Raw genomic sequence first — 23,303 nt, forward strand, 5'->3', positions numbered from 1 at the left:
TGTTGATAATCTTAGGATCGCCCCTTGCAATTGGTGCTCGATGCCGAGGCATAGATTCCCCCCTATTGGCTTTTGAACCTGGTGGATCGACCCCTTAAAGCAACAGTGAACCCGAGCAAATAACAACGACAACTTGAGTTAGCTGAATCGCCGCATTTTGCCGGCAACCGGAGCGATTCCCGAACGACTTTGCGCCTTGAGTCGTAATCTTTCCCTAGACTGCTGTAGAAACCTTAACAGTTGCGGTTTTGGGAAATACCCCTGATATAATCGCAACGATTCTCTTGTTGACGACGCTATGAGCCACTGGCAACGAATTACAGGTGGTGTGACTGCCGCCAAAGGGTATCGAGCTGCGGGAATAACGGCAGGACTCAAAGCTTCAGGAGCACCGGATTTGGCATTGATTGTTTCCGATGTGCCAGCGATCGCCGCTGGGGTATTTACGACAAACCATATGTGTGCCGCACCCGTCAGCTACTGTCGGCAGCGGTTACAAACCAAGGGAACGGCGCAGGCCATTTTGTGTAATTCGGGTCAGGCCAATGCCGCCACGGGAGAACAGGGCTGGCAGGCGGTTTTGGCCCAAGCGGATATGGTGGCAACGGCCTTGGGGCTCAGTCCAGAGATGGTGCTTGTGGCCTCCACTGGGGTCATTGGTCAACCCATTCCCCTCGAAAAAATGCGCCAAGCGCTGCCAACCCTGACGGCAAACTTGAGTGATGGTGGTGGAGAGGCTGCTGCTCGGGCAATTATGACAACAGATTTAGTACCCAAGCAAATTGCTCTTGAAGCCGAGTGGGAGGGGCAAACCATTCGCATTGGTGGTATGGCCAAGGGGTCGGGAATGATTCACCCGAAGATGGCAACGATGCTGGCCTTTATTACTTGTGATGCCGCCGTGTCTCCCCATCTGTGGCAGGAGATGCTACAGCGCGCCTGCGATCGCTCCTTCAATCAAATTACTGTGGATGGCGACACCAGTACCAATGACAGTGTAATTGCTTTGGCCAATGGACAATCCCGTACTCCGGCGATCGCGGAGCCGGGAGCAGCCGCCACCCGCCTTGAAGAAATGCTGACGGCTGTTTGTGTACATTTAGCGAAGGCGATCGCCCGCGATGGGGAGGGGGCAACTTGCCTCATTGAAGTACAAGTGAGCGGTGCCAGTGATGATACCGCTGCCCGTCAAGTGGCCAGAACCATTGCAAGTTCAATGCTGGTCAAGTCGGCTATCTATGGCCGAGATCCCAACTGGGGACGCATTGCTGCCGCTGCGGGTTATGCCGGGGTGCCCTTTGATGCCAGTAATCTGGCCATTTCCCTGGGGGGCATTGCCATGATGCGCCAAGGTCAGCCTTTACCTTTCGATCGCGCTGCTGCCCATGCCTATTTAGTTCAGCAAGCCGCCGCCAGTAGGGATGCCAGTGGTCAGCAATCCATTGACCATCCTGTGGTGATTGAGGTAAGTATTGGCCGCGGTAGTGGTCAAGGGGTCGCTTGGGGCTGCGATCTCAGCTACGATTACATTAAAATTAACGCTGAATACACGACTTAACTGTCCGTTACGAGTGGGAGCCGGCGATCGCCACCAATCGCAACAAAAACAAAAAAGACCAACCAGGGACATTGTCAGCAGAAGTGAAAATCTTAATTATCGAAGACGATAGGACAATTGCGAGCTTAGTTGCCGAATCCCTAGCACATCAGCAGTACATTGTTGAAAGTGTCCATGATGCAGAGACGGGGCTTGACTATTTAGAAGCCAGCCCTTTTGACCTCCTTATCTTAGACCTCGGCTTACCTCGCATGGACGGTCTCAGCTTTTGCCAAATAATTCGCCAAAAAGGCCACTCACTTCCTATTCTGATGCTGACCGCTCGAGACACCAGTAGCGATAAAGTCATTGGCCTTGATGCGGGTGCCGATGACTACATTGTCAAGCCCTTTGATCTCCCTGAACTCTTGGCCAGAGTCCGTGCCCTATTGAGGCGCAAGCCACTACCCTTCACCCCTACTCTTCACTGGGGTGCCCTCGTTCTTGAGCTCGATAGCACTAAAGTAATGTACAACCATCAAGAGTTGCATCTTACACCCAAAGAGTATGCCATCTTAGAGGTGTTATTGCGCCATGGCAGCCGTATTCTGAGCCGCTCAGCTATTGTGGATCATGCTTGGCCTTTTGATGAGATGCCAGGTGAGGAAACGGTTAAAGTCCACTTAAGAAGCCTACGTCATAAGTTGAAAGCAGTAGGGGCCCCTGCTAATTTTATTGAGACTGTCTATGGTTTTGGCTATCGGCTTAATCCGAACTTCCAATCGCAAACTTAGTCAGCTGCGAAATCGCCTATTTCTCGTATACTTTCTACTGATTAATGGCATCTTATCTATTTCTTCATTGACCATTTACTCCTTGATTGTTGCTCAGCGCTTTAATCAATTAAATACCAATCTCAGGGAAGTGGGAAATTGGTCTGCCAATATTTTTTCTATTCTTCAACATGAATACGAAGAATTAAAGAAGCGGCCGGAGTATAAAGCATATGCCCCTAGAAATGAATTGGGGGTTTTACAGCCAATAACTGTTTCACAATTAATGGGTAAGTACTATTTCAGTTCTGTCTATGAAGTTATAGAGAGCCCTCGAATTAACCTTTCCCAAGGTATTCAGTGGTACGATAAGGATAGAAATCTAATTCTATACGAAGGAAAGAGATTTGGGAAGATCAACTTCCCCGATGATCTTCCTGCCTCTGGAACCATCATCGAAGCAAATCAATATCAGCGTTTTCTTCTACCGGTACATGCAACTCCGATTCAACCAGGGCAGCAGAGTCAAATTCTTGGCTATGTCTGTGTTATACAATCTACCGCTGAATTGGAAGAAGAGATTAACTATTTGAGGCATGTTTTTCTATTAAATATCCTATGTATTAGCACGCTGACACTCCTTGCGGCATCTTGGTTAACTCGTAAAAATCTGGAACCAATTGTTGTTTCACTAAATCAAATCAAACAATTTACTGCGGATGCCTCTCATCAATTGCGCCATCCTCTAACGGCCATTCAAGCTTCTATTTCACTCCTAGAAATTTACTTAAATAATCTTGATTCTCCCCATTTAAATAAGGTTAAAGTTATCTCATTGGCTTGCCAGCAGATGAGTGCTTTGATTAATAAGCTTCTGATGTTGGCCCGCATGGATAACAACATATTGGATCAGAGTCAATGGGTTGAAATTGACTTAGATGAGTTATTGGATTCACTAATTGAACTGAACCGCGATCGCGCCGAAAGAAAAGGGATTCATCTGACTTATCAATGCGAGACTAATACCTATGTCCGTGGACATCCTCAACAAATTTATGAAATTTTTAGCAATCTTTTAGATAATGCGCTTCAGTACACTTCCGATCGTGGGGCGATCACTGTTTGCCTTAGAAACCAAGGGGCTTTTGCCATTGTTGAAATTCAGGATACCGGCATTGGAATTGCTCCTCAAGATCTACCCCACATTTTTGACCGATTCTGGCGCTCCGAGGAAGCAAGGCTACATTACGCCCAAGGCTCAGGATTAGGTTTGACGGTGGTTAAGACACTCGTTGATCACTATGGTGGGACCGTCAGTGTCTACAGTCAGCAACATCAGGGAACAACATTTGTCATCAAGCTGCCTGCGGCATAAGCATCCTTTCCAAGATTTTTACTTTCTCTTGCTAGGGTTGGGAAGAAACGCAGCATTGAACATTCTAAGGAGTAGTCTGCAATGAATTCTTCACAAGCTGTCCGCCTGTTTCTTTCCCTAGGGCTAGCAACGACCCTAGCTAGTTGCCAAACTCCTAATGCTGGCGGTGAAGAGGGAGGAACATCCTATCGGGTTCCCTCTGTTCCCGGCGCCTCTGCCACTGCTGTCAGCGGCAAACCAACCGGAGGCTTTAGCATTTACCTGATGGCCGGACGCGGTGAACGGGGCGAACGGGGTGAATATGGTGAACGGGGTGAATATGGTGAACGGGGTGAATATGGCGAACGCGGTCGTTATCGATTTTGGCAGTCATAAGTTGTCTTGTTTTTGTGAGTCAAGCTCTCTTCCGAGCACTTGAGTTGTAGTGCAGCCACAATGGGGCAGGCTAGTTGCTCTGCCCCGCAGAGCAGAAAGATTCCTATGACTATCCTGTGAATACCCATCAAGAAAAGTACCCTATGCTACTGCAAATTGATCAATTACTCAGCACTCAGGAATTGAGCCGGCTAAATACACTCCTACAAGCCGGGGTGTTTGAGGACGGCAAATGGACTGCCGGGATTTATGCCAAAACGGTTAAAGACAATCAACAACTGGTGCAGGAGGGGCAGGAGTACCAAGTTGCCTCGGAAATGGTGCGCTCTGCCCTAGGGAGAAATCGGCTCTTTCAAACCTATGTCCAGCCCAAGATGATTGGTCCCCTTCTGTTTAGCCGCTACGAGGCAGGCATGGCCTATGGTACCCATATGGACAATGCCCTGATGGGAAGTGGTGATCAATTGAGGCGCTCTGATCTTTCCCTAACGATTTTTCTAAATGATCCTTTGACCTACGAAGGAGGGGCATTGGTTCTCGATACCAGCCTAGGAGAGCAGTATTTTAAGCTACCTGCGGGATCAATGATTGTTTATCCTTCTATCTTTCTCCATCGCGTGGAGGCAGTAAGTAAGGGGGTGCGCCTGGTGGCAGTTGCCTGGGTGCAAAGTTTGATTCGTGATCCCCTAGAGCGGGAACTGCTCTTTGAGTTAGATACGGTTCGCCACAGCATTTTTGAAAAGCAGGGAAAGACCATAGAGTTTGATCTCCTGTGCAAGGTGTACTCTAACTTGCTGCGGAAATGGGCTGAAATTTAATTTGCTGCGTTCTTTTGATGAAGATGAACATCCGTCACCTACATCGTCAACTAGCGATCGCTCTGTTTTTACCCTTAGGGCTAACCGCTTGTACGGGGCTGGCCTATCGTCTAGGCCGTAGTTGGTTCAATCTATCAAAGGACTTTGGTAGAGCGATGATGGCAATCCATACGGGTAGCTGTCTGGGGGAATGGTTTAGTTGCGTTTATATGCTCTTGCTCAGCTGGGCCGTGGTTGTCTTGATTGTCAGCGGCTTCAGGTTAATTAATCCGCGGCTTCTAAAACGTCGCCTTTCTTCTGCCAAGAGGAATATAAAAGTGAGGGTAATACATCAATATGGCGCCTTGTTTCTCCTTCTACCATTGCTAATCAGTGCCATCACAGGAGTGATGTATCATTTGAGTCGCTATTGGCTGGGGTTGCCGAAGGAAAGGGTGGCTATTTTATTACAGGTCCATGAAGGGGCCTATCTGGGCGCAGGCCTAAAACCCCTCTACGTCTTGCTGCTGGGTATGGCTTTGCTCCTGATGTTTTTCACCGGCTGGCGGATGTTACGCCAACGACCCGCCTAACTTGGCCAGCAGTGCTTCCTCAATTTCCCCCTGTAGCGGCTCTGGCGTAATATCACTGAGCTGCTCAAGGGCAAAGGCCTTCACCAGTAAATCCCGTGCTTGGCGCTGATCAAGGCCGCGACTGCGCAGGTAAAAGAGGTCCTCTGCGGCCAGTTGACTGACGGTGGCACCGTGGGAGCACTTGACGTCATCGGCCACAATTTCCAGTTGTGGTTTGGTATCCACACGGGCTTTGTCGGAGAGCAGCAGCGTGCGATTGAGCTGGCTGGCATCCGTGAGTTGCGCCACTTGGGGCACGATCACTCGGCCATTGAAGATGCCATGGGCGCGATCGCCAAGAATGCACTTGTGAATCTGTTCACTCCTGCTGTGGGGAGCATGGAAGAGCACTGCCGAGTGGGTGTCCACGATCTGCTCATCCATGGCGATCGCTAGCCCCTTCAGGATTGTCTGGCTACCACTGCCTTGGATCTGCACCTGCCAATGATGGCGACTCAAGCATCCCCCCAAATCAATGGCGTGCCCCTGATAGTAGCTATCGCGCTCCTGGCGGACGGCTGTCTGCCCAATGTGAATCGCCGTCGGCGATTGGTGTTGAATTCGCACGTGGTGCAAGCAAGCAGCGGCACCTAGGGAAATTTCCGTCACAGTGTTGGTGAACTGTTGATCACCGGTGAGGGACAAAAAGCGCTCAATCAGGCTAACTTGACCGTGGGCAGCCACTTCAACGGTAAGGCGGGGTGAGACCACACTCTGCTGCTGCCGACTACTGACAAAGAACACCTCCACCGGCTCCCTGAGATGTCCTGATAGGCGCAGACACAACCGCTCTGCCAGCATTGCGGCATTGAGGTCACTGAAGACCTCCGGGGGGGCGATCGCCGGCAGGGAGGGGGACAATAACTCAACCCCCGTGGCATCCATACGGGAGAGTTCCCCGCAAAAATAGCCATCAATCAGGACAATCTGGGCAATGCTTGGAAAACTGCGTTCGCACAGTAAATGCCGCACCTCAGCAACAATTTCAGGGTTGAGGGGGGCAAGGGGCGGTTCAAAGGAGCGCGTCCGTAAAACCGATAAATCCGTAAAGCGCCAATCCTCATCACGGGGGGTCGGCAAGGTTTGCTCATGGAGGCGATCGCGGGCAGTTTGGCGTAGCACTGCCAGCTCAGGGTGGCGCAGGGGCGGGGCTAAGTTCAATAGGTCATTGAGCTCATTGGCGCAACTGGCCTTGGGCAGATCCGCTTGATCGGAATTGGCATTGACTGCAATTGTCATGATGTAGCCACCTCCTCTTCGCGAACCCAGTCATAGCCCCGTGCTTCCAGTTCTAGTGCCAGTTCCTTTGGCCCCGTGAGGACAATGCGCCCTCCCTCCATGACATGGACATAGTCGGGCACGATGTAGTCCAACAGCCGCTGATAGTGGGTAATGAGCAGAATGCAGTTGTCGGGGCGAGTGAGTTGGTTGACACCGTTGGCAACAATGCGCAGGGCATCAATATCAAGCCCAGAGTCCGTTTCATCAAGGATGGCAAGGGTTGGTTCCAGCAGGGCCATTTGCAAAATTTCATTGCGCTTTTTCTCACCGCCAGAGAAGCCCTCATTCACCCCCCGATTGAGGAAGCCTTCATCTAGCTTCACCAGTTCGAGTTTCTGCCGCACCAAATCATCAAAATCAAAGGCATCCAGTTCATCGCGGCCTTGGTGCTTACGCTTGGCATTGTAGGCTACCCGCAAAAAGTCGAGGTTGCTCACCCCCGGAATTTCAAGGGGGTATTGAAAGGCCAAAAAGATCCCTTCGCGGGCACGCTCTTCGGGGGGCAAGTCCAGGAGATTTTTGCCTTTGTAGAGGACTTCGCCACCCGTTACCGTGTAGTCGGGATGACCCGCGAGAATTTTGGAGAAGGTGCTTTTGCCGGAGCCATTGGGTCCCATGATGGCATGAATTTCTCCCGCGCGAATCGTCAAGTTGAGCCCTTTGAGAATGGGGGTGTCCTCCACACTGGCTGTTAACTTTCTAACTTCTAAAATGACTTCGCTGTCGGGACGAATCACGCCTTACCTCCCCTGCATCGTTCATAATTTTTTAATGTAGCGCAGCGGGCGGGCGATCGCGATTGAGTTTCTTGGCACAAGAGCATTGATCACAACAGCCCGCCCAGAACTGGCACCGCTGTTCAACAATGTCCGCAAACAATGTCCACAGGAGAAAACCAACCACTTCCCTATGGCACTCTCCACAGCCACGATTCCCGAACTTGACCGCCTCCACCAGCAGGCCGGCCGCTGGCAATCCCTCTCCCCGCGGCAGCGGATTCCCTATTTGAAAGCGGTTAAGGCCCTGGCTCGCCGCCATGCCACAGAGTGGGTTACCCTAGCCTGTCAAATCAAGGGGATTGATCCCCAAGGCGCCTGGGCAGGGGAAGAGTGGACAACAGGCCCTCTGGGACTGATTCTCAAGCTGGATCACTATCTCTATGCCCTGCGTCACGAGGCAACTCCCCCCGTACCCCGCTGGCGAACCGCCCCCACCGGTCAGGCGATCGCTGAGATTCTGCCGCGCAATTGGCAAGAGCGCTTACTCTGGTTTGGGGTGAAAGCGGCAGTTTGGCTTCAACCCAATCACCCCCCAACTCAAGGCAGTGCCTACCGTAACCCACCCCCACCGGGAGTTGCTGTCGTGCTGGGGGCGGGCAATATTACATCCTTGTGCTTGGCGGATGCCCTCTATCAACTCGTGGTGGCCAATCGAGTGGCACTCCTGAAGATGAATCCCCTCTTGGCTCCCTTGACGGAGTGTTTTCGTAAGATTTGTGCGCCCCTGATTGAGGCGGGCTTCCTCGAGATCATGGAGGGGGATGCCGCCCTAGGCGAAGCCCTCTGCCACCATCCCTTGACGCAGCACATTCACATTACGGGGTCCCACCACACCTACAATCGTCTGCTCTGGGGAGAAACGGCGGCTGAGCAGGCCATTCGCAAGGCGCGCCAATGCCCCAAGCTGAGGAAACCCGTAACGGCAGAATTGGGAAATGTCACGCCCTTGCTGATGGTCCCCGGGCAGTGGACGGAGTCTGAACTAGTGTATCAAGCCCGCCAAGTGGCCAGTGCCCTTGTTCACAATGCCAGCTTCAACTGCATTGGGGCGCAAATCCTGGTCACTGCTGCGGGATGGCCGCAGCGCGAGGCCTTCCTCAACGCCCTAAAGGTACAACTGCAAGGGATTCCGTCGCGTCCTGCTTACTATCCGGGGGCGATCGCCCGCTATGAATCGTTTTTGGCGGATTATCCCCAAGCCACGGTGCTGAGTCCTGCGGTGGAAGGCACGATTCCTTGGACCCTGATTGAAGGCCTCACCCCGACGGCGAATCCTCGGATTTTCCGCGAAGAGGTCTTTTGTGGTTTGTTGGCAGAGGTGCAACTGCCCGTCAATGATGCCCCTGCCTACCTTGCCACTGCGGTGACCTTTGTCAATGAGCGGCTCTGGGGCACCCTTGGCTGTAGTCTAATCATTGATCCACGGACCGAGGCCAGCTATGCAGAGGCACTGGAGCGGGCGATCGCCCAACTGCGCTACGGTTCCATTGCCATTAATGCCTGGGTCTCCTTGGCCTATGGGTTGGGCTGTACCCCCTGGGGCGCCTTTCCTGGCCATAGGCCAGCGGCCATTGGTTCTGGGGTGGGCGTCGTTCACAATAGCTTCCTGTTTGACTATCCCGAAAAAGCCGTGGTTCGTGTGCCCTTCCAGTTACCGGTGACTCCTCCTTGGTTCTATGGCCATCGCACCCTACCTCAACTGGCTCAGGCGGTCATGGACATTTACGCTGGCGGCAATCCCTTGGCTTGGCTCTCCCTCTTGACAGCGGCTCTGCGGGGCTAGGCTCATACCCGCAGGGTGACAGTGGTTCCCCCTGGGGGCAGTTCAAACTCGCGGGTCTGGGTTTGGCCTTGGGCGGTAACGGTTAAGCGATAGCGACCGAGGTAGCCGCGGCCCTGCCATTGTCCTTGGGCATTGGTGCGACCGGTCACCCTAGTCCACCAGTCTTCAAAGAGGAGCTTGCGGTAGGCGATCGCCGCTGGCTTGGCAGAAAAATCTTGGCGATAGAGTCCCGCCTGCGGACGCCAATGGTTCCCTGCCCAAAAGCCCCAAAGCAAAATTTCCTGGACGGCGGGGTGGGCAAAACCAAGGCGGTAAATCTGGCGCAGGGTCTGGGCCTGCTGTTGCTCATCGGGCAAGCTCACACTCACTTCGGTAATTTTTAAGGGCAGATTGAACTGGGCAAGGGTATCGAGGGCACGCTGCATTTTGGCCTCATCCAAGGGAGATTCCAGATGGGCTTGAATACCAATACCGCCAAGGGGCACCCCTTGGGTCAAGAGACTGCGAATCTGCTCAACATAGTCCTTTAGGCGATCGCCCTCAATAATGCCGTAGTCGTTGACATAGAGAACGGCTTCGGGATTGCCCTCACGGCACCAGTCAAACATCTCCTTAACAATGCCCTCACCAAGGCGACTGCGGAAAAAATTGCCATGGAGCATTTCATTGTTGACATCAAATTCGTTGATGCGACCGCGATAGTGGCGACAGACGGTCATGGCATGGTTTTGAACTGCTGCGCGCAATTGCTCGGGTGGCAGTGTTTTCAGCCAAGGGGGATTAAACTGCTCCACTTCCCAAAAGAGGGTATGCCCCCGCATTGGCCAGCCCTGCGCCTCTACCCAGTTCAAGATAGTGTCAGCCATGGTAAAGTCCAGCTTGCCCTGCTCTGGCTCCAATTGATACCACTTGAGGGCATTTTCATGAACCGCAGCGTTGAAGTTTTCCTGAGCCGTCTGCTTGTACCAAAGGGCAGCGGGGGGTGGGCTGGGGCGAAACATCTCCGTATCGAGGGCAACGCCAAAGGGGAAGGTGTGGCTTTGCTGTGCCAGTTCGATGCGGGCATTGGGAATCGGACGACCTTGGGCATTCTCAACCACGACGGTAAGGGGCGCCTGTCGCAACTGCTCAATTTTCTGGCTGAGGGTATCGGTGGCCACAGAAGAGAAAGAGGTACCACAGGCAACCACTAAAAGAGCCGCTAGGCAACTCAACCGAAGAAAACGGCGCCAGTTCAGCATAGATGATGACCTTTTGCGATGAGAATTTCACACGGATTGCATTGCTAAATTGCATTCCTAATAGGTCACTTGAATCCCCCGTTGGCGCAGTTGTTCCACAAAAAACTCTTCTAGGGTGGGGCGAGCCAGGCGCAGTTGTAGGATTTTGCCGCCCATTTCTTCAACGAGAGCAAGGAAGCGTTGTAGGGGAATTTTGATCACGCCTTGCCAGCGATCGCCCTGAATTTCTAGGGAATAGAGCCATTCCTGAAGGCCGTCCACATGGCCCCCTTTGCCGACCACATGATAGGCTTGGCTGCTGCCGAGGAGTTCATCAACCGTACCTGCGCAAATCAGTTCCCCCTGTGCCAAAATGCCAACGCGATCGCAAATGGCTTCCACATCCGCCAGCACATGGCTATTGAAGAAAATTGTTTTGCCCTGCTGTTTTAGGGAAAGAATGATCTCGCGAATTTGGTAGCGGCCAAGGGGGTCGAGGCCCGACATCGGTTCATCTAAAAAGACCACTTCGGGATCGTTAATTAGAGCTTGCGCCAATCCCACCCGCTGCACCATCCCCTTTGAATAGCGGCGCATTTGCTTTTTGCGGGCATCCTTGAGATTGAGGCCAACCATTTCCAATAGCAGGGGAATGCGTTTTTTGCGGGTGGCGGCACTGAGGCCAAAGAGGCCTGCCGTAAACTCTAGGAACTCCCAAGCAGTCAAATAGTCGTAGAAGTAGGGATTTTCCGGTAGGTAGCCAATCCGCTGCCGCACAGCGCGATCGCCCAAGGGATATCCCAGCAGCGTACCGTGGCCAGCCGTGGGTCGCACCAGCCCCAAAAGAATTTTTAAGAGGGTGGTCTTGCCCGCTCCATTAGGCCCCAGCAGGCCAAAGGTTTCCCCTGGCTGGACTTGCAGCGAGACAGACTTGAGGGGCGTCAGCACTGTCTGTAGCCAGAAACCAGTGCGGTAGGATTTTTGTAGGTGCTCAACCGCCACCACAGGGGGGCGATCGCCCGCAGCGCTAATCACCATAGCGGGGAGTCACCTCAGGAAGAACGGGGACGATGAAAATGCAAACCCACCAAAGCATCGTAGAGAAAGGGCAGGAAATTCCCTGGTTCCAATATACCAAGGGTTTGTTTGCAACCGTGAGCATCGAGGAGAGGTTTGACGGCGTAGTAGGCGGGCTGCACCTTGTACCAAGGGATATTCGGCCAGAGGTGATGGATCAGGTGATAGTTTTGGCCAAAAATGAGGATGTTGAGGACACGACTGGGATAGACCCGCGCATTGTGCCAGCGATCGCGCTCCGTGTGGGGACGATGGGGAAAATAGTCAAAAAACAGCCCCAGCATCAAACCCACAACCCCAGCGGGTAGGAACCAATAGTTCAAAATGTAGTCCAAATAGCCATTGAGGGCCGCAAAGGTGACAAGCCCCACCAGCGTTAGGCGGCTGAGGAACCACTCCAGCAGTTCATACTTGCGCCAAAGCCGCCGCTTAAAAAAGAAAACCTCATGGTAGAAAAAGCGGGGCGCAATTAACCACAGCGGCCCCCCCTTGGAAACGTAGTGATCAGGGTCATTTTCGGGATCATTGACATGGGCATGGTGCTGCATGTGCACGCGGGTAAAGACCGGAAAAACAAACCCCAACATCAAGGCACTGCCATGGCCCATGATGGCATTCATGATGCGATTGCTGTGGGCAACATTGTGGGAGGCATCGTGGATCACTGTGCCCATCAGGTGCAAGGCTAACATATTGGCCCCAAATGAGACCCAGCCCGGCCAGTGACCTTGAAAGTAGCTCCAGGTGGATAGAATAGCGATCGCAAATGCGGCAAAAAACATCACTAGGGTGGGGTTAAAGCCCACCGGGGGACCTAAAAATTCCTTGGGAACCGTGGCCGGGATCGCTGCCTCCGTGATCATCCGCGCGGTCGCTCCTCACATTGTTGCAAAATGTTACCTTCTACTATGTAGGCCAATCGGCGGTACAAAATCAAGTCACGCGATCCCAAAAGTGGGTTACTGCCCTTTTCGCAAGGATTGCCCCAGAACCGTTGCTCTAGTGGAGCCACAATGCTACAAACGCTGCGGATTCAGAACTTTGCTCTCGTTGCGGAGCTAGAGGTGACCTTTCAGCGGGGGCTCAATGTCCTCACCGGGGAAACAGGGGCAGGAAAGTCAATCCTCCTCGATGCCATTGATGCCCTCCTAGGGGGAAAGCTCTCGGCACGCCAGTTGCGATCGGGAACGGCGCAGGGCTGTATCGAAGCTAGTTTCACCCTGACCCCGCCAGTGAGAGACTGGCTGACCACCCTAGAAATTGATGCTGAAGGGGAGGAGGTGATTTGTAGCCGTGAGTTTAGTCTCAAGGGTGAGACGTTTCGCAGTCGCAGTCGAGTCAATGGTGTGCTCGTGAATCGGCAACAACTGCAGGAACTGCGGCACCACCTTGTGCACCTCACAGCTCAGGGACAGGCGGTGCAACTGGCGAGTGCTGCCCAACAGCGGGATTGGCTCGATCGCTATGGGGGCGAGGCCCTAATGACCCAGCGGCAGCAGGTGGCAGAAGCCTATCGGGCATGGCAACAGAGGCAACGGCAATTGCAAGACTTTGTTGCTCAGGAACAGCAGCGACTGCAGCGACTCGATTTACTCCACTTTCAACTCCAAGAACTGCTGGGTGCCGCCCTGGAAGACCCTGAGGAACTCAGCCAGTTGCAACAGGACTATCAACGCCTCAGCCATGTCCAGGAACTGCAAAGCCAAAGCCAATGGGCCTATCACCTCCTCTACGAGGGCGAACCCAGTGTGGTGACGTTGCTCGCCCAAGCCCAAGGGGCGCTGCAATCCATTGCCGATTGGGATCCAGCGCTTCAACCCATTGGGGAATTGTTAGAAGGGGCGATCGCCCACACCGAAGAAGCGGCACGCCAACTGCGCAGCTATGCCGATCGCCTCGATGCGGACCCAACCATGCTGGACGCCTTAGGTCAGCGCATTCACCAATTACAACGCCTGTGTCGCAAGTATGGCGCCGATTTAGCCAGTGTCATTGCCTATCGCGATCGCATCCAAGCAGAATTAGCCGCCCTTAGGGATGCTGCCACTAGCCAAGAGGTCTTAGAGGTCGAAGTTGCCCAACGGCGCCAAGTTCTTGAGCAAGCGAGTGAGCGACTCCACCAATTGCGGCAAGGGGCAGCAGAACGCCTCCAACAAGATCTCCTTGCCCACCTTTGTCCCCTTGGGCTTCCCCAAGCTCGTTTTAGGGTGCAGTTGACAACCACAGAAGCCAGTAGTAGCGGGAGTGACGAGATCACCTTTCTTTGGAGTGCCAACCCCGGCCAACCCCTGCAACCCCTGGGGGAGATTGCCTCTGGCGGTGAAATGAGTCGGTTTCTACTGGCGTTGGAGACCTGCTTGGCGACACAGCAAACGCCGAAAACGCTAATTTTCGATGAAATTGATGTTGGCGTCTCCGGCCGCGTGGCGGGGGCGATCGCCGAGAGTTTAAGCCGATTGGGGCAAACCCATCAGGTGTTGTGTGTTACCCATCAATCCTTGATTGCGGCGGCGGCTGATCATCACTATTGGGTTCACAAGGATATTGACCCCAGCACCTCCACAACGGCAATTCATGTGCAATACTTAACCGATAAGGCACGTGTCCAAGCCCTTGCGGATTTGGCGGGGGGCGATTGCTCCGCTATGGCCCTCTCATTTGCCCGTGGCCTGTTGGCACAGCAACAACGACCCCTTCCGCCCGCCGCCGAGGAAATTAGCCTGAAAACTTAACGCAGTAATGTCCATATTCTTACAGTAAAATAAGTTTGATAGTAGCATTGCCGTCTGACCGTCCTCGATGCAGCGTTCTTTCTATCCGGTAGGGGGGGATGAGTTAATGACCATTGATCAGGTGCAGCAAACTCTCCGCCGCTCCCGTGCCTCTATTTACCGTTATGTGAACACTAGTCATGAAACAATTAATCCCCCCTTTGATCCCCAGCGTCTCAATCCAGAGCATCGCCAGAGCCGTCGTCAACCGCTGCTGTTTCACCCCAATGAAGTGGCTCGCTTTGCCCGTGATGTGATGGGGATTACTACCCTCCAAGTGGAATTAAAAACAATCCCCCCTCATCCCACCGACAATCTCCTCAAGGAAATTCTTGGGGAATTAAAGCACATTCGCGAGGTTTTAGAGCGGGTGGAGAAGTTACTAGGAAGCTAGGCAGGTATAAGCAGGTATAATGACGTCTGTTTCATTTGCGCATTGACCACACATGGGTTTGCAAGCACCACGGGGAACTCGCGATATTTTGCCCGCTGAGCGGGTCTATTGGCAGTATTTAGAAACCATTGCTCGGCAAATTTTAGATCGCGCTGCCTACCGTGAAATTTGCACTCCGATTTTTGAGCAAACCCATCTGTTTGAGCGGGGCATTGGTGAGGCCACCGATATTGTCAGTAAGGAGATGTACACCTTTAGCGATCGCGCTCAACGGTCGCTGACGCTGCGGCCAGAGGGCACGGCGGGGGTGGTTCGCGCCTATATTGAGCATGGCCTCCACAGCCAAGGGGGTGTGCAACGTCTGTGGTACCTAGGGCCAATGTTTCGCTATGAGCGGCCGCAATCCGGTCGCTACCGCCAGTTTCACCAATTGGGGGTGGAAGTTTTAGGGAGTGCCGATCCCCGTGCCGATGCCGAAGTTATTGCGGTGGCCTTGGATATTTTGCAGGCTCTGGGACTAAAGGAGTTAACCCTGATGCTCAACTCCGTGGGCGATCGCGAGGATCGCAGTGCCTATCGCCAAGCCTTGGTGGATTACCTCACCCCCTACAAAGGAGAGTTAGACCCCGATTCCCAAGAACGCCTCCACCGCAATCCCCTCCGGATTCTGGATAGCAAAGACCCCCGCACCCAAGCCATTGTCAAGGAAGCGCCGCGGCTTTTGGACTATCTGAGTGCGCGATCGCGCGCCCATTTTGAGCAAGTCCAATCCCTCCTGCAGGCTCTGGGCATTGCCTACCAAATTAACCCTGCCCTTGTGCGTGGTCTCGATTACTATACCCACACCGCCTTTGAATTTCAGGAGGTGAGCTTAGGGAATGAGGGAACTGTCTGTGGCGGTGGCCGCTACGATCACCTTGTGGAGGAACTGGGTGGCCCACCCACCCCGGCAATTGGTTGGGCCATGGGACTGGAACGGCTGATTTTACTTTTGCGCGATCGCCCTCTGCCACCGCGCAATCAGCCCTACCTCTATATGGTGACCCGTGGCGAAGCTGCTGAACGTCAAGGCCTGATCTTGGCCCAGCAACTGCGGCATCAAGGCTATACCGTAGAAGTAGATCTCAGCGGTAGTGCCTTTGGCAAGCAGGTGAAACGCGCCGATCGCGTAGGTGCCACGGTGTGTCTAGTCATTGGCGAAAGTGAAGCGACGGATCGCACTGTGCAAGTGAAGTGGTTGGCTTCTGGAGAGCAGGTTTTGGTGCCGCAACAGGAACTCTTGAGCGAAAACTGGCGATCGCGCTTCCTTGCTTCCCCATGATGGCTTACTTTCTCATTAGCCACGGCAGTCCTGCCCTGGAGCCGCAGCAAGCGATGGCATTCCTGTGCCAGCAACTCACCCCTCTTGGCATCCTCAGTTGGGGAACCCTTGAAGGAGCACCACTGCCTGCGCAGATTCGCCAATTCAGTCAGCAGGCACAAGCTCAGGGGGCTAAGGGGATGGTGATCCTACCCCTCTTTCTATTGCCGGGCAACCATGTGGTGGTGGATCTACCGCGGGCGATCGCGGCCGCCGAGCCGGTGCTTCCCATTCAATTACTCCCCTTCTTGGGGGGACAGCCGCTCTTTCAAGCATGGTTAAAACGGGCGATTGCCGATGAAGTTGCCCATATTCTCCTTGGCCATGGCAGCCGTCGGCCTGAAGTCCTCCCTTGGTTTGAGGAACTGTGTCAGATCTGTGGTGTGCATCCAGCCCTGCTGACCCAAACGGGAAGTTTAGACCATGCCATTGAGGCGCGGATGGCTCAGGGGTATACCAGTAGCAAAATTTATGGCTACTTTCTTTTTGGTGGCAAAACCCTTGATCAGGTGCACAGCCAACTCACCCTGCTGCAGGTCAGGTATCCCCACCACGGCGTTTCCTTGGTGCCGGCCATTCAACCCAGCTCCTCCTTCATCAATGTTCTTCAACGGATTCTTCAGGCAGCGCCGCTCGTGGAGCCTGTTGTATGAGTCAAGTCTTTCTCTGTGGTTACTACGGCTATGGGAATACCGGCGATGAGGCGCTGTTGGCAACGCTCCTCGAACAGTTGCCCCGCCACGTTTCACCGGTCGTCCTCAGCGGCAATCCTAGGGCCACGGCAGACCGCTATGGTGTTGGCACCTGCGATCGCCGGCAGTGGCAAACGGTGCTGCGTACTCTGCAACAGAGCCACGCCTTTATTTGGGGTGGAGGAAGTCTGATTCAGGATGTGACGAGTTGGCGCAGTCCTCTCTATTACCTTGGCTTGATGACCCTGGCGCAGCGGTTTGGCTGTCGCACCATTGCTTGGGCACAGGGGATTGGACCGCTGCGATCGCCCCTCTATCGCTGGTGGACTCGGAAACTGCTCCGCCGTTGTGTGGCCGTTACGGTGCGAGATTCCGGGTCGGCAGCCCTCCTGCGGCAGTGGGGTATTCCCCATCAACAGGGAGCCGATCCCGTATGGCTGATGTCGGCGCGTCCTGGGTTGCCCCCCCAGGATAGGGCGCCCATTGCTGTGTGTTTGCGTCCCCATCGGCACCTCACGAGCGATCGCTGGCAGCTTCTCAAAATGGCCTTGCGGCGGTGGCAGGAAGAGACGGGTGTGCTGCTTTTGCTATTGCCCTTTCAGCGCCAACAGGATTTGCCCTTGGCTGAGGATCTCTATGGGGCACTGCTGCCGGATCAGACCCAACTGATCTCCTGCGAGGATCCCCGCGAGATGAAGGGAATTTTAGCGGCAACGGCGGGGGCGATCGCCATGCGTCTCCATGCGCTGATTATGGCCGCCAGTGTCGGCTGTCGCTGTTTTGCCCTCAGCTACGATCCCAAGGTCCGCTACCTCATGGCCGATACGGGTATGGCTGGGGTTGAACTGGCAGCCTTGCCCCCTGACCCCACTGCCTTGATCCACCAATGGCAACACACCTTCTCTGCCCCCGTGCCCAGCTATCAAGCCTACCTGCAGTCGGCTGCCGTTCACAAGGCGGTGTTGAATCTCCTCTAGGCCAGCCCCTCGGCAAGGATAGGATAAGATTAACTCGATGCGTCGTTTTGTTGCGGCACCCCCATGAGCGAATTTCACCGCCGCTATCCCACCGGCAGCATTGTCAGTGATTTATTGCAAATTCATGACGGCCTCTTTATTGTCAAAACGACCCTCCGAGTGGGGGACACTATTCTCGCTACAGGGATGGCGGCGGCACCAACTCTTGAACAGGCGGAAGATACTGCTCGCCAGCGTGCTCTGCAACTCTTGGGTATTCAGCTCCCTGTGCAAACGGAAGCGGAACTGATTCCCCGTGTCCCACCAGCCCTAGAGGCAGCTTCTTGGTCAGAGGCCAGCAATACTGATCTGTTCCTAGAACCCACCCCTTCTGCCAATCCTCGCCGCAGCCAACCAACCGTGAAACCGGCCAGCGAGAAGCCCCTCACCAAGCGCGAACCCGTGGATCTGGCGGATGAAATTGCCCAAACCACTGTGGAAATGAAGCGCTTGGGATGGACCGAAGCCCAAGGCCGTGCCTGTTTACTGCAACGCTATGGCAAGCGATCGCGCCAGCAGTTGAGCGATGAAGAACTCTTGGATTTTCTCCACTTCTTGCAACAACAACCCAGTCCTGGGGAGTCGTCCTTTTAGGCCATCTAAAATTAGGAAATTAGGCAACAAAATGCAAGAAAAATTTATACTCTAGCGAAAACTTAAAGAAAAGCTATAGATTTTCACGGCAGCCGTGATCCCCCCTTTAGCTTCTTTACCATGAAGGAGTTGTTGCTGTCGAGGAAAAATCCGTGCTGGGTCCCTTTGATGTCTCACCCTTGACCCTAGGCAGTGATCCGAGTGTCCGTCGCCAGTGGATTTTTCGCCTCGTGTTGCTGATGACGGTCTTTACCCTCTTTTTGATGGCGGTGGGCAGTGCCACACGGGTGATGGATGCCGGTTTAGCCTGTCCCGATTGGCCCTTGTGTTTTGGTACGCTGGTGCCGCAAATGGATTTGCAGATTTTCCTAGAGTGGTTTCACCGCCTGTTGGCCACCAGCTTAGGGCTGCTGGCGATCGCCTTTGTTGGCTTGAGCGTGGCTTGGCGGCAGGCCCTGCCTCCTTGGGTTCCCTACGCTGCGGCGGCGGCACTGTGCCTGGTGATTTTGCAGGGGATTTTGGGGGGGCTAACGGTCACGGAGTTGCTGCGCTTTGAAATTGTCACGGCTCACTTGGGCACAGGACTACTCTTCTTTTGCCTTTTGGTAGCAATCACCGTTGGCTTGGCTCCCTTTAGCGGTAGGGGTAGCGCCCGTTGGTTGCGACTTACAGGACCGATCGCCCTGCTATGGGTCTATGGCCAGAGTTTGTTGGGGGGCTTGGTGTCTTCGCAGTGGGCGGTTCATCAGTGCCTCTATGGCGATCGCCTGTGTGGGGTGCTCCATAGTCATCTGTTGGGGGTTGTCCCAGCCACCTTGGGGGTTTTGGCAGTTGTCATGGTGGCCTGGCGCAGCCCCGCCTTAACTTCTCCGTTGCGGCAATTGAGTTTCTCGCTCCTGCCGTTGGTGGCGCTGCAAGTGGCCTTGGGGTGGAGCACTCTCCAACTAAAGCTACAGGTTCCGGCTCTCACCGTTGCCCATCAAATGATTGGCGCCACCCTCTTGGGGGTGTTGGTGGCTATTTCAGCCTTGGCGTGGCGCGATCGCCCACCCTATTTTCTGAAACGGGAATCTTAAACATCTCTGAGGTCTGCATGACATTTCTCGCTAGGCTTTCCTCCTCAACGGGGGATCTCTCGACAAAATTGGTGGACTATGTCCAGCTCACAAAACCGCGGTTAATCCTGCTCTTTTTAATTACCACTGCAGCAGCAATGGAGGTGGCCGGTCAAGGTCGGGTGGCTCCCCAATTGCTACTCATCACCCTTGTGAGCGGTACCTGTGCGGCGGCGGCAGCCAATACCATCAACTGTCTCTATGACCGTGATATTGATGCAATGATGGAGCGGACGCGCCATCGGCCTTTGCCGGCAGGGCGGGTGGCCCCTTGGGAAGCGGTGTTTCTGGCGGTACTGCTGGCAACCACGGCCTTTGGTCTTTTGGCAGTATTTGCCAATCTCCTGAGTGCTTGCCTTGCCATGGCCGGAATTGCGGTCTATGTGGGGGTCTATACCCACTGGCTGAAGCGGTCTTCGCCGCAAAATATCGTGATTGGCGGTGCGGCCGGGGCGATTCCCCCCTTGGTGGGTTGGGCAGCGGTGACGGGAGAACTGAGTTGGGCGGCCTGGGTCCTGTTTGCCATTGTCTTTATCTGGACACCGCCCCATTTTTGGCCGCTGGCGATGTTGATTCAAGAGGACTATGCCCGTGTGCAGGTGCCCATGTTGCCAGTGGTGGGGGGCGATCGCCTGACGGCACAGCAAATTTTCCTCTACACCTTGGCACTGGTGCCCACCAGTTTGCTGTTAGTTTATCCCTGTGGTGTGGTGAGTTGGGGCTATGGTCTGGGGGCGATCGCCCTTGGCAGTTGGTTTATTTACGGCGCGTGGCAGTTGACCCAAGCCCCAGAGGATAGGGAACGCGCCCGCAGTCTCTTTAAGTTTTCCATCCTGTATATGATGCTGCTGTGTGCTGCCATGGTGGGCGATCGCCTACTGCTGCCGCCCTTATCAGCCAGTCTGAATGCCCTTGGGGGTCTGTTGAGGTGACTCAGCTAGCCTTGAGTCAACTGTTGCAGCCACTCAATTAAAATTGGGTTGACAAGTTCGGGGCGATCGTCATGGGGGCAGTGGCCAGTATTGGGCAACCGCTCAATGCGGATGGCTAAGCGGTCTTGGTGAGCCTCAAAGTGCTTTGTCCCCGACACGGGGGTCCAAGGATCCACTTCCCCCCACAGCACTAGAATTGGCACTTGAATGTGGGGGAGCAAATCAACAATTTTGGGGCCAGGGGGTGCCGAAATGACGCGGGCAAAGACCTCTTTAGCACCGGTATCCATGGCCGGCCGGTGCAACAGCTCCACCAATTCATCGGTGATGGCTTCGGGATTGGCATAGACTTGGGTCAGGGTTTTGCGGATGCGCTCTGGCTGTCGAATCTGATGGAAAATGAGATGACCAATGATCGGGGAGGCCACCAATGCCCGAAAAATTGCTGTAAACAGACTCTGTGCCCAGTTGAGTTCATTGGGACGGTGGTTGAGTCCGCCGGCACAGTTGAGAACACTGACCCCACGGCAGGTGTGGCCATAGCGGGCGGCCATCATTAAACACAACAGACCCCCAATGGAGTTGCCGACCCAAACCGCCGGTTCCCCAATATGGGCTTGCCAAAAATCCGCCAGTAGCTCTGCCCACAGATCCAAGCTGTAGGTTAAATTTGGCTTTGCCGATGCACCAAAGCCCAGTAAATCAAGGGCATAGACACGGTAGCCTGCGGCAGTGAGGGCGGGGATATTTTTGCGCCAGTGACCAATGGAGGCACCAAACCCATGAACCAAGACCACTGGGGCACCACTGCCATTGACGCTGTAGCGAATGCGATGGCCGCGCCAAGTCCAGTCTGCGGTGGGAAAAGCTGCTGTGGCGGAGAGCGTCGAGGTCATTTTGCCCAGTCCCTTCCTGCAAAGTGTATTACTCTTAAGATAGCGATCTTTACGTTTCGTAACAATTATGACAACGGTACTGATTACGGGGGCAACGGGGGGATTGGGGCAGGCCTTTGCCCAAGCCTTTGCCGATCGCCAGCACCATTTGATCCTGACGGGGCGTTCTCGCGACGCCCTAGAGGCCCTCAAGACGCGCCTGAGCCAAAAGGTATCGGTGCTGTGTATTCCCCAAGATCTGAGTGAGCCCGGTGCTGCCTGCCGCCTCTATGGACAGATTCAATCCTTGGGATTGGCCGTGGATGTGCTGGTCAATAATGCTGGTTTTGGCGATTATGGAGCCTTTGGCGATCGCGATCGCCAGCAATTGACGGCCATGCTCCAAGTGAACATCACAGCCCTGGTGGAACTCACCCATCTCGTGCTCCAGGAAATGCGCCCCCGCCGTCAAGGAACCATCATTAATGTCAGCTCCATTGCCGCCTTTCAGCCCCTTCCCTACCTTGCCGTCTATGCTGCCACTAAAGCCTTTGTCCGCCACTTTAGCGAAGCCCTCTGGGCAGAAGTCAAACCCTGGGGTATTCGGGTTTTGGCCGTCTGTCCCGGACCCACTGCCACCAACTTCTTTGAGCGCGCCGATATGACCCGCAACCCTGCTCTCATTGCCCAGCAGGATAGGCCCGAACAGGTCGTTGCCGAAACCCTTGCTGCCTTGCAAACCGATGGGGCAACGGTCATTCCCGGTCAGCCCGCCAATCGCTTCCTTGCCCTTGCCGGACGGTTGGTGCCCCGCCAGTGGTTGGTGCAGCAGTTAGAACCCCGCTTCCGTCCCCCCGCTCAATAGGAGCAAGCCTAAAAAGGAGCCACTGTTCCAGATGCTGTGGAGAATCATTGCCGCACCAATGTTTTGCGATCGCCAGTAGATGTAGCTGAGCACTGTTCCCAAAACCGTCAGGGGCAAGAGGTCGGCTAAATTGAGGTGGGCAATCGCAAACAACACCCCAGTGAGGCCCATGGCTGTGCCTAGGGGGAGATAGGATTGCACAGAACGAAAGAAAAAGCCCCGAAAGAGAATCTCCTCAAAGAAGGGCGCCATCAGTGCCACCATGACATAGAGCAGAGCAAAGGTTGGATAGTCACGGCTCTGCAAAATAATCTCCAGCAGCGGATTTCCCCCCCCTTGATTTTTGAGGAGGGCTTGACTGGCGAGTGAACTCAACAGCACTAGGGGAAGCGCGGCAAAATAGCCACCTACCCCCCAACGCAGCGCTCTCCCTAACCCTCCCTGCCAGCGTAGCCATTGCCAAGGGCGCTTGCCAAAGGGACGCAGGAAATACCAGAGCCAGCCCAAGCCTGCCGCCGTGATGATGCTGTAACTGGCCAATGCATAGAGGGTTTGAGCCATAGCGGAACGCAGCGGCAGCCCCTGACTGATCAGGGTGCGCACCAAGGGCATCAGCATCAGGCTAATGGCAAAAAAGAGGGCAAACCAGATCACCATGCCTTCCCAGAGGGTTTCCCAGCTCCATGTGACGGGGGTTAGGGATGGGAGGGGATTTCCTTGGTGGCGGCGGCGCAGGTGTTGATAGATCCAGACAATCCAGAGAACCATCCCAATCAAACTTCCTAGCAATGGCGTCGCGCCAAGGAGGGCAAGGCGATAGAAGGCCGCTTTGGCGCGGTTTTGTTCGGCACTGGCCAGGGCCATCAGGGCATCGGAGCGCTGTTGCAGTTCGTAGAGGCGTTCGAGGGCGCGATCGCGAAACCAGCCGTGGAGGGTATTTTTAATCAATGGTTCCGCCTCTGGGAGCAGTTGCGGTGGCTCTGACCACAGGCTGAGGAGTACTTCTGCTGTACTGCGGGTTGCCCCTTGACCCTCTTGGATCAGGAATCGCCAGGTTTTC

At 54.5% G+C, this 23,303-nt stretch carries 22 protein-coding genes and 1 pseudogene; 16 read left to right on the plus strand and 7 right to left on the minus strand.

Translation table 11 applies throughout. From position 1 onward, the window contains the following. Positions 1–298 precede the first annotated feature (298 nt). The 6 genes from argJ (at position 299) to IGQ16_RS09730 (ending at position 5,450) form a co-directional block, all read left to right on the plus strand. Complete coding sequence (gene argJ / locus IGQ16_RS09705; RefSeq protein WP_024124945.1) at positions 299–1,558, plus strand: bifunctional glutamate N-acetyltransferase/amino-acid acetyltransferase ArgJ; 1,260 nt, start codon at positions 299–301, stop codon at positions 1,556–1,558. A gap of 83 nt (positions 1,559–1,641) precedes the next feature. Continuing rightward, positions 1,642–2,331: a response regulator transcription factor gene (locus IGQ16_RS09710; protein ID WP_024124944.1), complete on the plus strand. Its 690-nt coding sequence runs from the start codon at positions 1,642–1,644 to the stop codon at positions 2,329–2,331. After that, positions 2,285–3,685, plus strand: coding sequence for a HAMP domain-containing sensor histidine kinase (locus IGQ16_RS09715; RefSeq protein WP_297061282.1), 1,401 nt, complete (start codon positions 2,285–2,287; stop codon positions 3,683–3,685). The genes IGQ16_RS09710 and IGQ16_RS09715 overlap by 47 nt, the downstream gene beginning before the upstream one ends. Positions 3,686–3,766: 81 nt before the next feature. Then, positions 3,767–4,060 carry a hypothetical protein gene (locus IGQ16_RS09720; RefSeq protein WP_297061285.1) on the plus strand — a complete coding sequence of 98 codons (294 nt, stop codon included), beginning with the start codon at positions 3,767–3,769 and terminating at the stop codon, positions 4,058–4,060. A 143-nt stretch (positions 4,061–4,203) separates the two neighbouring features. Further along, positions 4,204–4,878, plus strand: a complete 675-nt coding sequence (locus IGQ16_RS09725) for a Fe2+-dependent dioxygenase (protein ID WP_297061288.1) — start codon at positions 4,204–4,206, stop codon at positions 4,876–4,878. Positions 4,879–4,901: 23 nt separating this feature from the next. After that, on the plus strand, positions 4,902–5,450 hold the full coding sequence (locus IGQ16_RS09730; protein WP_297061291.1) for a PepSY domain-containing protein: 549 nt from the start codon (positions 4,902–4,904) through the stop codon (positions 5,448–5,450). On the opposite strand, the gene sufD is transcribed toward IGQ16_RS09730, so the two are convergent. Together sufD and sufC are read right to left on the minus strand one after the other, a co-directional pair. After that, positions 5,430–6,728, minus strand: a complete 1,299-nt coding sequence (sufD, locus tag IGQ16_RS09735) for a Fe-S cluster assembly protein SufD (protein WP_297061294.1) — start codon at positions 6,726–6,728, stop codon at positions 5,430–5,432. The genes IGQ16_RS09730 and sufD overlap by 21 nt on opposite strands. Then, entirely contained in the window at positions 6,725–7,507 is a 783-nt protein-coding gene (sufC, locus tag IGQ16_RS09740) for a Fe-S cluster assembly ATPase SufC (RefSeq protein ID WP_297041350.1), read from the minus strand. Before sufC ends, sufD begins: the two co-directional genes overlap by 4 nt. 85 nt (positions 7,508–7,592) lie before the next feature. Here sufC and IGQ16_RS09745 point away from each other — a divergent pair, with 85 nt between their 5' ends. Then, positions 7,593–9,332, plus strand: a complete 1,740-nt coding sequence (locus IGQ16_RS09745) for an aldehyde dehydrogenase family protein (RefSeq protein ID WP_051372806.1) — start codon at positions 7,593–7,595, stop codon at positions 9,330–9,332. 2 nt (positions 9,333–9,334) lie between these two features. Here the strand turns inward: IGQ16_RS09745 and IGQ16_RS09750 are convergent, their stop codons facing one another. Genes IGQ16_RS09750 through crtR form a run of 3 tightly spaced genes read right to left on the minus strand, consistent with a single transcriptional unit; the run spans position 9,335 to position 12,492 of the window. Further along, complete coding sequence (locus IGQ16_RS09750) at positions 9,335–10,573, minus strand: endo-1,4-beta-xylanase (protein ID WP_297061296.1); 1,239 nt, start codon at positions 10,571–10,573, stop codon at positions 9,335–9,337. Positions 10,574–10,630: 57 nt separating this feature from the next. Continuing rightward, a complete protein-coding gene (locus IGQ16_RS09755) occupies positions 10,631–11,590 on the minus strand; it encodes an ABC transporter ATP-binding protein (protein WP_024124935.1) in 960 nt (319 codons plus the stop codon). 14 nt (positions 11,591–11,604) lie between these two features. Next, positions 11,605–12,492 (minus strand): beta-carotene hydroxylase, encoded by an 888-nt coding sequence (crtR, locus tag IGQ16_RS09760; RefSeq protein ID WP_297061298.1) that lies wholly within the window; start codon positions 12,490–12,492, stop codon positions 11,605–11,607. A gap of 150 nt (positions 12,493–12,642) precedes the next feature. Here crtR and recN point away from each other — a divergent pair, with 150 nt between their 5' ends. The 8 genes and pseudogenes from recN to IGQ16_RS09800 form a co-directional block, all read left to right on the plus strand. Next, on the plus strand, positions 12,643–14,361 hold the full coding sequence (gene recN, locus IGQ16_RS09765; RefSeq protein ID WP_297061301.1) for a DNA repair protein RecN: 1,719 nt from the start codon (positions 12,643–12,645) through the stop codon (positions 14,359–14,361). 106 nt (positions 14,362–14,467) lie between these two features. Beyond that, complete coding sequence (locus IGQ16_RS09770) at positions 14,468–14,794, plus strand: resolvase (RefSeq protein ID WP_225871741.1); 327 nt, start codon at positions 14,468–14,470, stop codon at positions 14,792–14,794. Positions 14,795–14,846: 52 nt separating this feature from the next. Continuing rightward, positions 14,847–16,115, plus strand: coding sequence for a histidine--tRNA ligase (gene hisS / locus IGQ16_RS09775; protein WP_024124931.1), 1,269 nt, complete (start codon positions 14,847–14,849; stop codon positions 16,113–16,115). Continuing rightward, complete coding sequence (locus IGQ16_RS09780; protein WP_297061303.1) at positions 16,112–16,807, plus strand: sirohydrochlorin chelatase; 696 nt, start codon at positions 16,112–16,114, stop codon at positions 16,805–16,807. Before hisS ends, IGQ16_RS09780 begins: the two co-directional genes overlap by 4 nt. Next, positions 16,804–17,823 carry a polysaccharide pyruvyl transferase CsaB gene (csaB, locus tag IGQ16_RS09785; protein WP_297061304.1) on the plus strand — a complete coding sequence of 340 codons (1,020 nt, stop codon included), beginning with the start codon at positions 16,804–16,806 and terminating at the stop codon, positions 17,821–17,823. The genes IGQ16_RS09780 and csaB overlap by 4 nt, the downstream gene beginning before the upstream one ends. 63 nt (positions 17,824–17,886) lie before the next feature. Further along, positions 17,887–18,456, plus strand: coding sequence for a hypothetical protein (locus IGQ16_RS09790; RefSeq protein ID WP_297061307.1), 570 nt, complete (start codon positions 17,887–17,889; stop codon positions 18,454–18,456). 152 nt (positions 18,457–18,608) lie between these two features. Further along, positions 18,609–19,532 carry a COX15/CtaA family protein gene (locus tag IGQ16_RS09795; protein WP_297041288.1) on the plus strand — a complete coding sequence of 308 codons (924 nt, stop codon included), beginning with the start codon at positions 18,609–18,611 and terminating at the stop codon, positions 19,530–19,532. Positions 19,533–19,549: 17 nt separating this feature from the next. Beyond that, positions 19,550–20,443: pseudogene (locus IGQ16_RS09800) on the plus strand (heme o synthase); the annotation flags it as partial. 65 nt (positions 20,444–20,508) lie between these two features. Here IGQ16_RS09800 and IGQ16_RS09805 read toward each other — a convergent pair. Next, on the minus strand, positions 20,509–21,399 hold the full coding sequence (locus tag IGQ16_RS09805; protein ID WP_297061310.1) for an alpha/beta fold hydrolase: 891 nt from the start codon (positions 21,397–21,399) through the stop codon (positions 20,509–20,511). 67 nt (positions 21,400–21,466) lie between these two features. On the opposite strand from IGQ16_RS09805, the gene IGQ16_RS09810 reads away from it, so the two are divergent. Further along, on the plus strand, positions 21,467–22,243 hold the full coding sequence (locus tag IGQ16_RS09810; RefSeq protein ID WP_024124924.1) for an SDR family oxidoreductase: 777 nt from the start codon (positions 21,467–21,469) through the stop codon (positions 22,241–22,243). Here IGQ16_RS09810 and IGQ16_RS09815 read toward each other — a convergent pair. Continuing rightward, positions 22,211–23,303, minus strand: a 1,093-nt coding sequence (locus IGQ16_RS09815) for a type II CAAX endopeptidase family protein (protein WP_297061314.1), incomplete at its 5' end; no start/stop codon positions are given. The two genes, IGQ16_RS09810 and IGQ16_RS09815, sit on opposite strands and share 33 nt — an antisense overlap.

The sequence above is a fragment of the Thermosynechococcus sp. M3746_W2019_013 genome (assembly GCF_015296045.1).
Taxonomy (GTDB): Bacteria; Cyanobacteriota; Cyanobacteriia; order Thermosynechococcales; family Thermosynechococcaceae; genus Thermosynechococcus.

Coding starts and splice junctions, on each gene's coding strand:
- IGQ16_RS09790 (WP_297061307.1), top strand. CDS start 17,887: ATGAGCGAATTTCACCGCCGCTATCCCACCGGCAGCATTGTCAGTGAT.
- hisS (WP_024124931.1), top strand. CDS start 14,847: ATGGGTTTGCAAGCACCACGGGGAACTCGCGATATTTTGCCCGCTGAG.
- csaB (WP_297061304.1), top strand. CDS start 16,804: ATGAGTCAAGTCTTTCTCTGTGGTTACTACGGCTATGGGAATACCGGC.
- IGQ16_RS09725 (WP_297061288.1), top strand. CDS start 4,204: ATGCTACTGCAAATTGATCAATTACTCAGCACTCAGGAATTGAGCCGG.
- crtR (WP_297061298.1), bottom strand. CDS start 12,492: ATGATCACGGAGGCAGCGATCCCGGCCACGGTTCCCAAGGAATTTTTA.
- recN (WP_297061301.1), top strand. CDS start 12,643: ATGCTACAAACGCTGCGGATTCAGAACTTTGCTCTCGTTGCGGAGCTA.
- IGQ16_RS09770 (WP_225871741.1), top strand. CDS start 14,468: ATGACCATTGATCAGGTGCAGCAAACTCTCCGCCGCTCCCGTGCCTCT.
- IGQ16_RS09805 (WP_297061310.1), bottom strand. CDS start 21,399: ATGACCTCGACGCTCTCCGCCACAGCAGCTTTTCCCACCGCAGACTGG.
- IGQ16_RS09810 (WP_024124924.1), top strand. CDS start 21,467: ATGACAACGGTACTGATTACGGGGGCAACGGGGGGATTGGGGCAGGCC.
- IGQ16_RS09780 (WP_297061303.1), top strand. CDS start 16,112: ATGATGGCTTACTTTCTCATTAGCCACGGCAGTCCTGCCCTGGAGCCG.
- argJ (WP_024124945.1), top strand. CDS start 299: ATGAGCCACTGGCAACGAATTACAGGTGGTGTGACTGCCGCCAAAGGG.
- IGQ16_RS09720 (WP_297061285.1), top strand. CDS start 3,767: ATGAATTCTTCACAAGCTGTCCGCCTGTTTCTTTCCCTAGGGCTAGCA.
- IGQ16_RS09750 (WP_297061296.1), bottom strand. CDS start 10,573: ATGCTGAACTGGCGCCGTTTTCTTCGGTTGAGTTGCCTAGCGGCTCTT.
- sufD (WP_297061294.1), bottom strand. CDS start 6,728: ATGACAATTGCAGTCAATGCCAATTCCGATCAAGCGGATCTGCCCAAG.
- IGQ16_RS09755 (WP_024124935.1), bottom strand. CDS start 11,590: ATGGTGATTAGCGCTGCGGGCGATCGCCCCCCTGTGGTGGCGGTTGAG.
- IGQ16_RS09730 (WP_297061291.1), top strand. CDS start 4,902: ATGAACATCCGTCACCTACATCGTCAACTAGCGATCGCTCTGTTTTTA.
- IGQ16_RS09715 (WP_297061282.1), top strand. CDS start 2,285: ATGGTTTTGGCTATCGGCTTAATCCGAACTTCCAATCGCAAACTTAGT.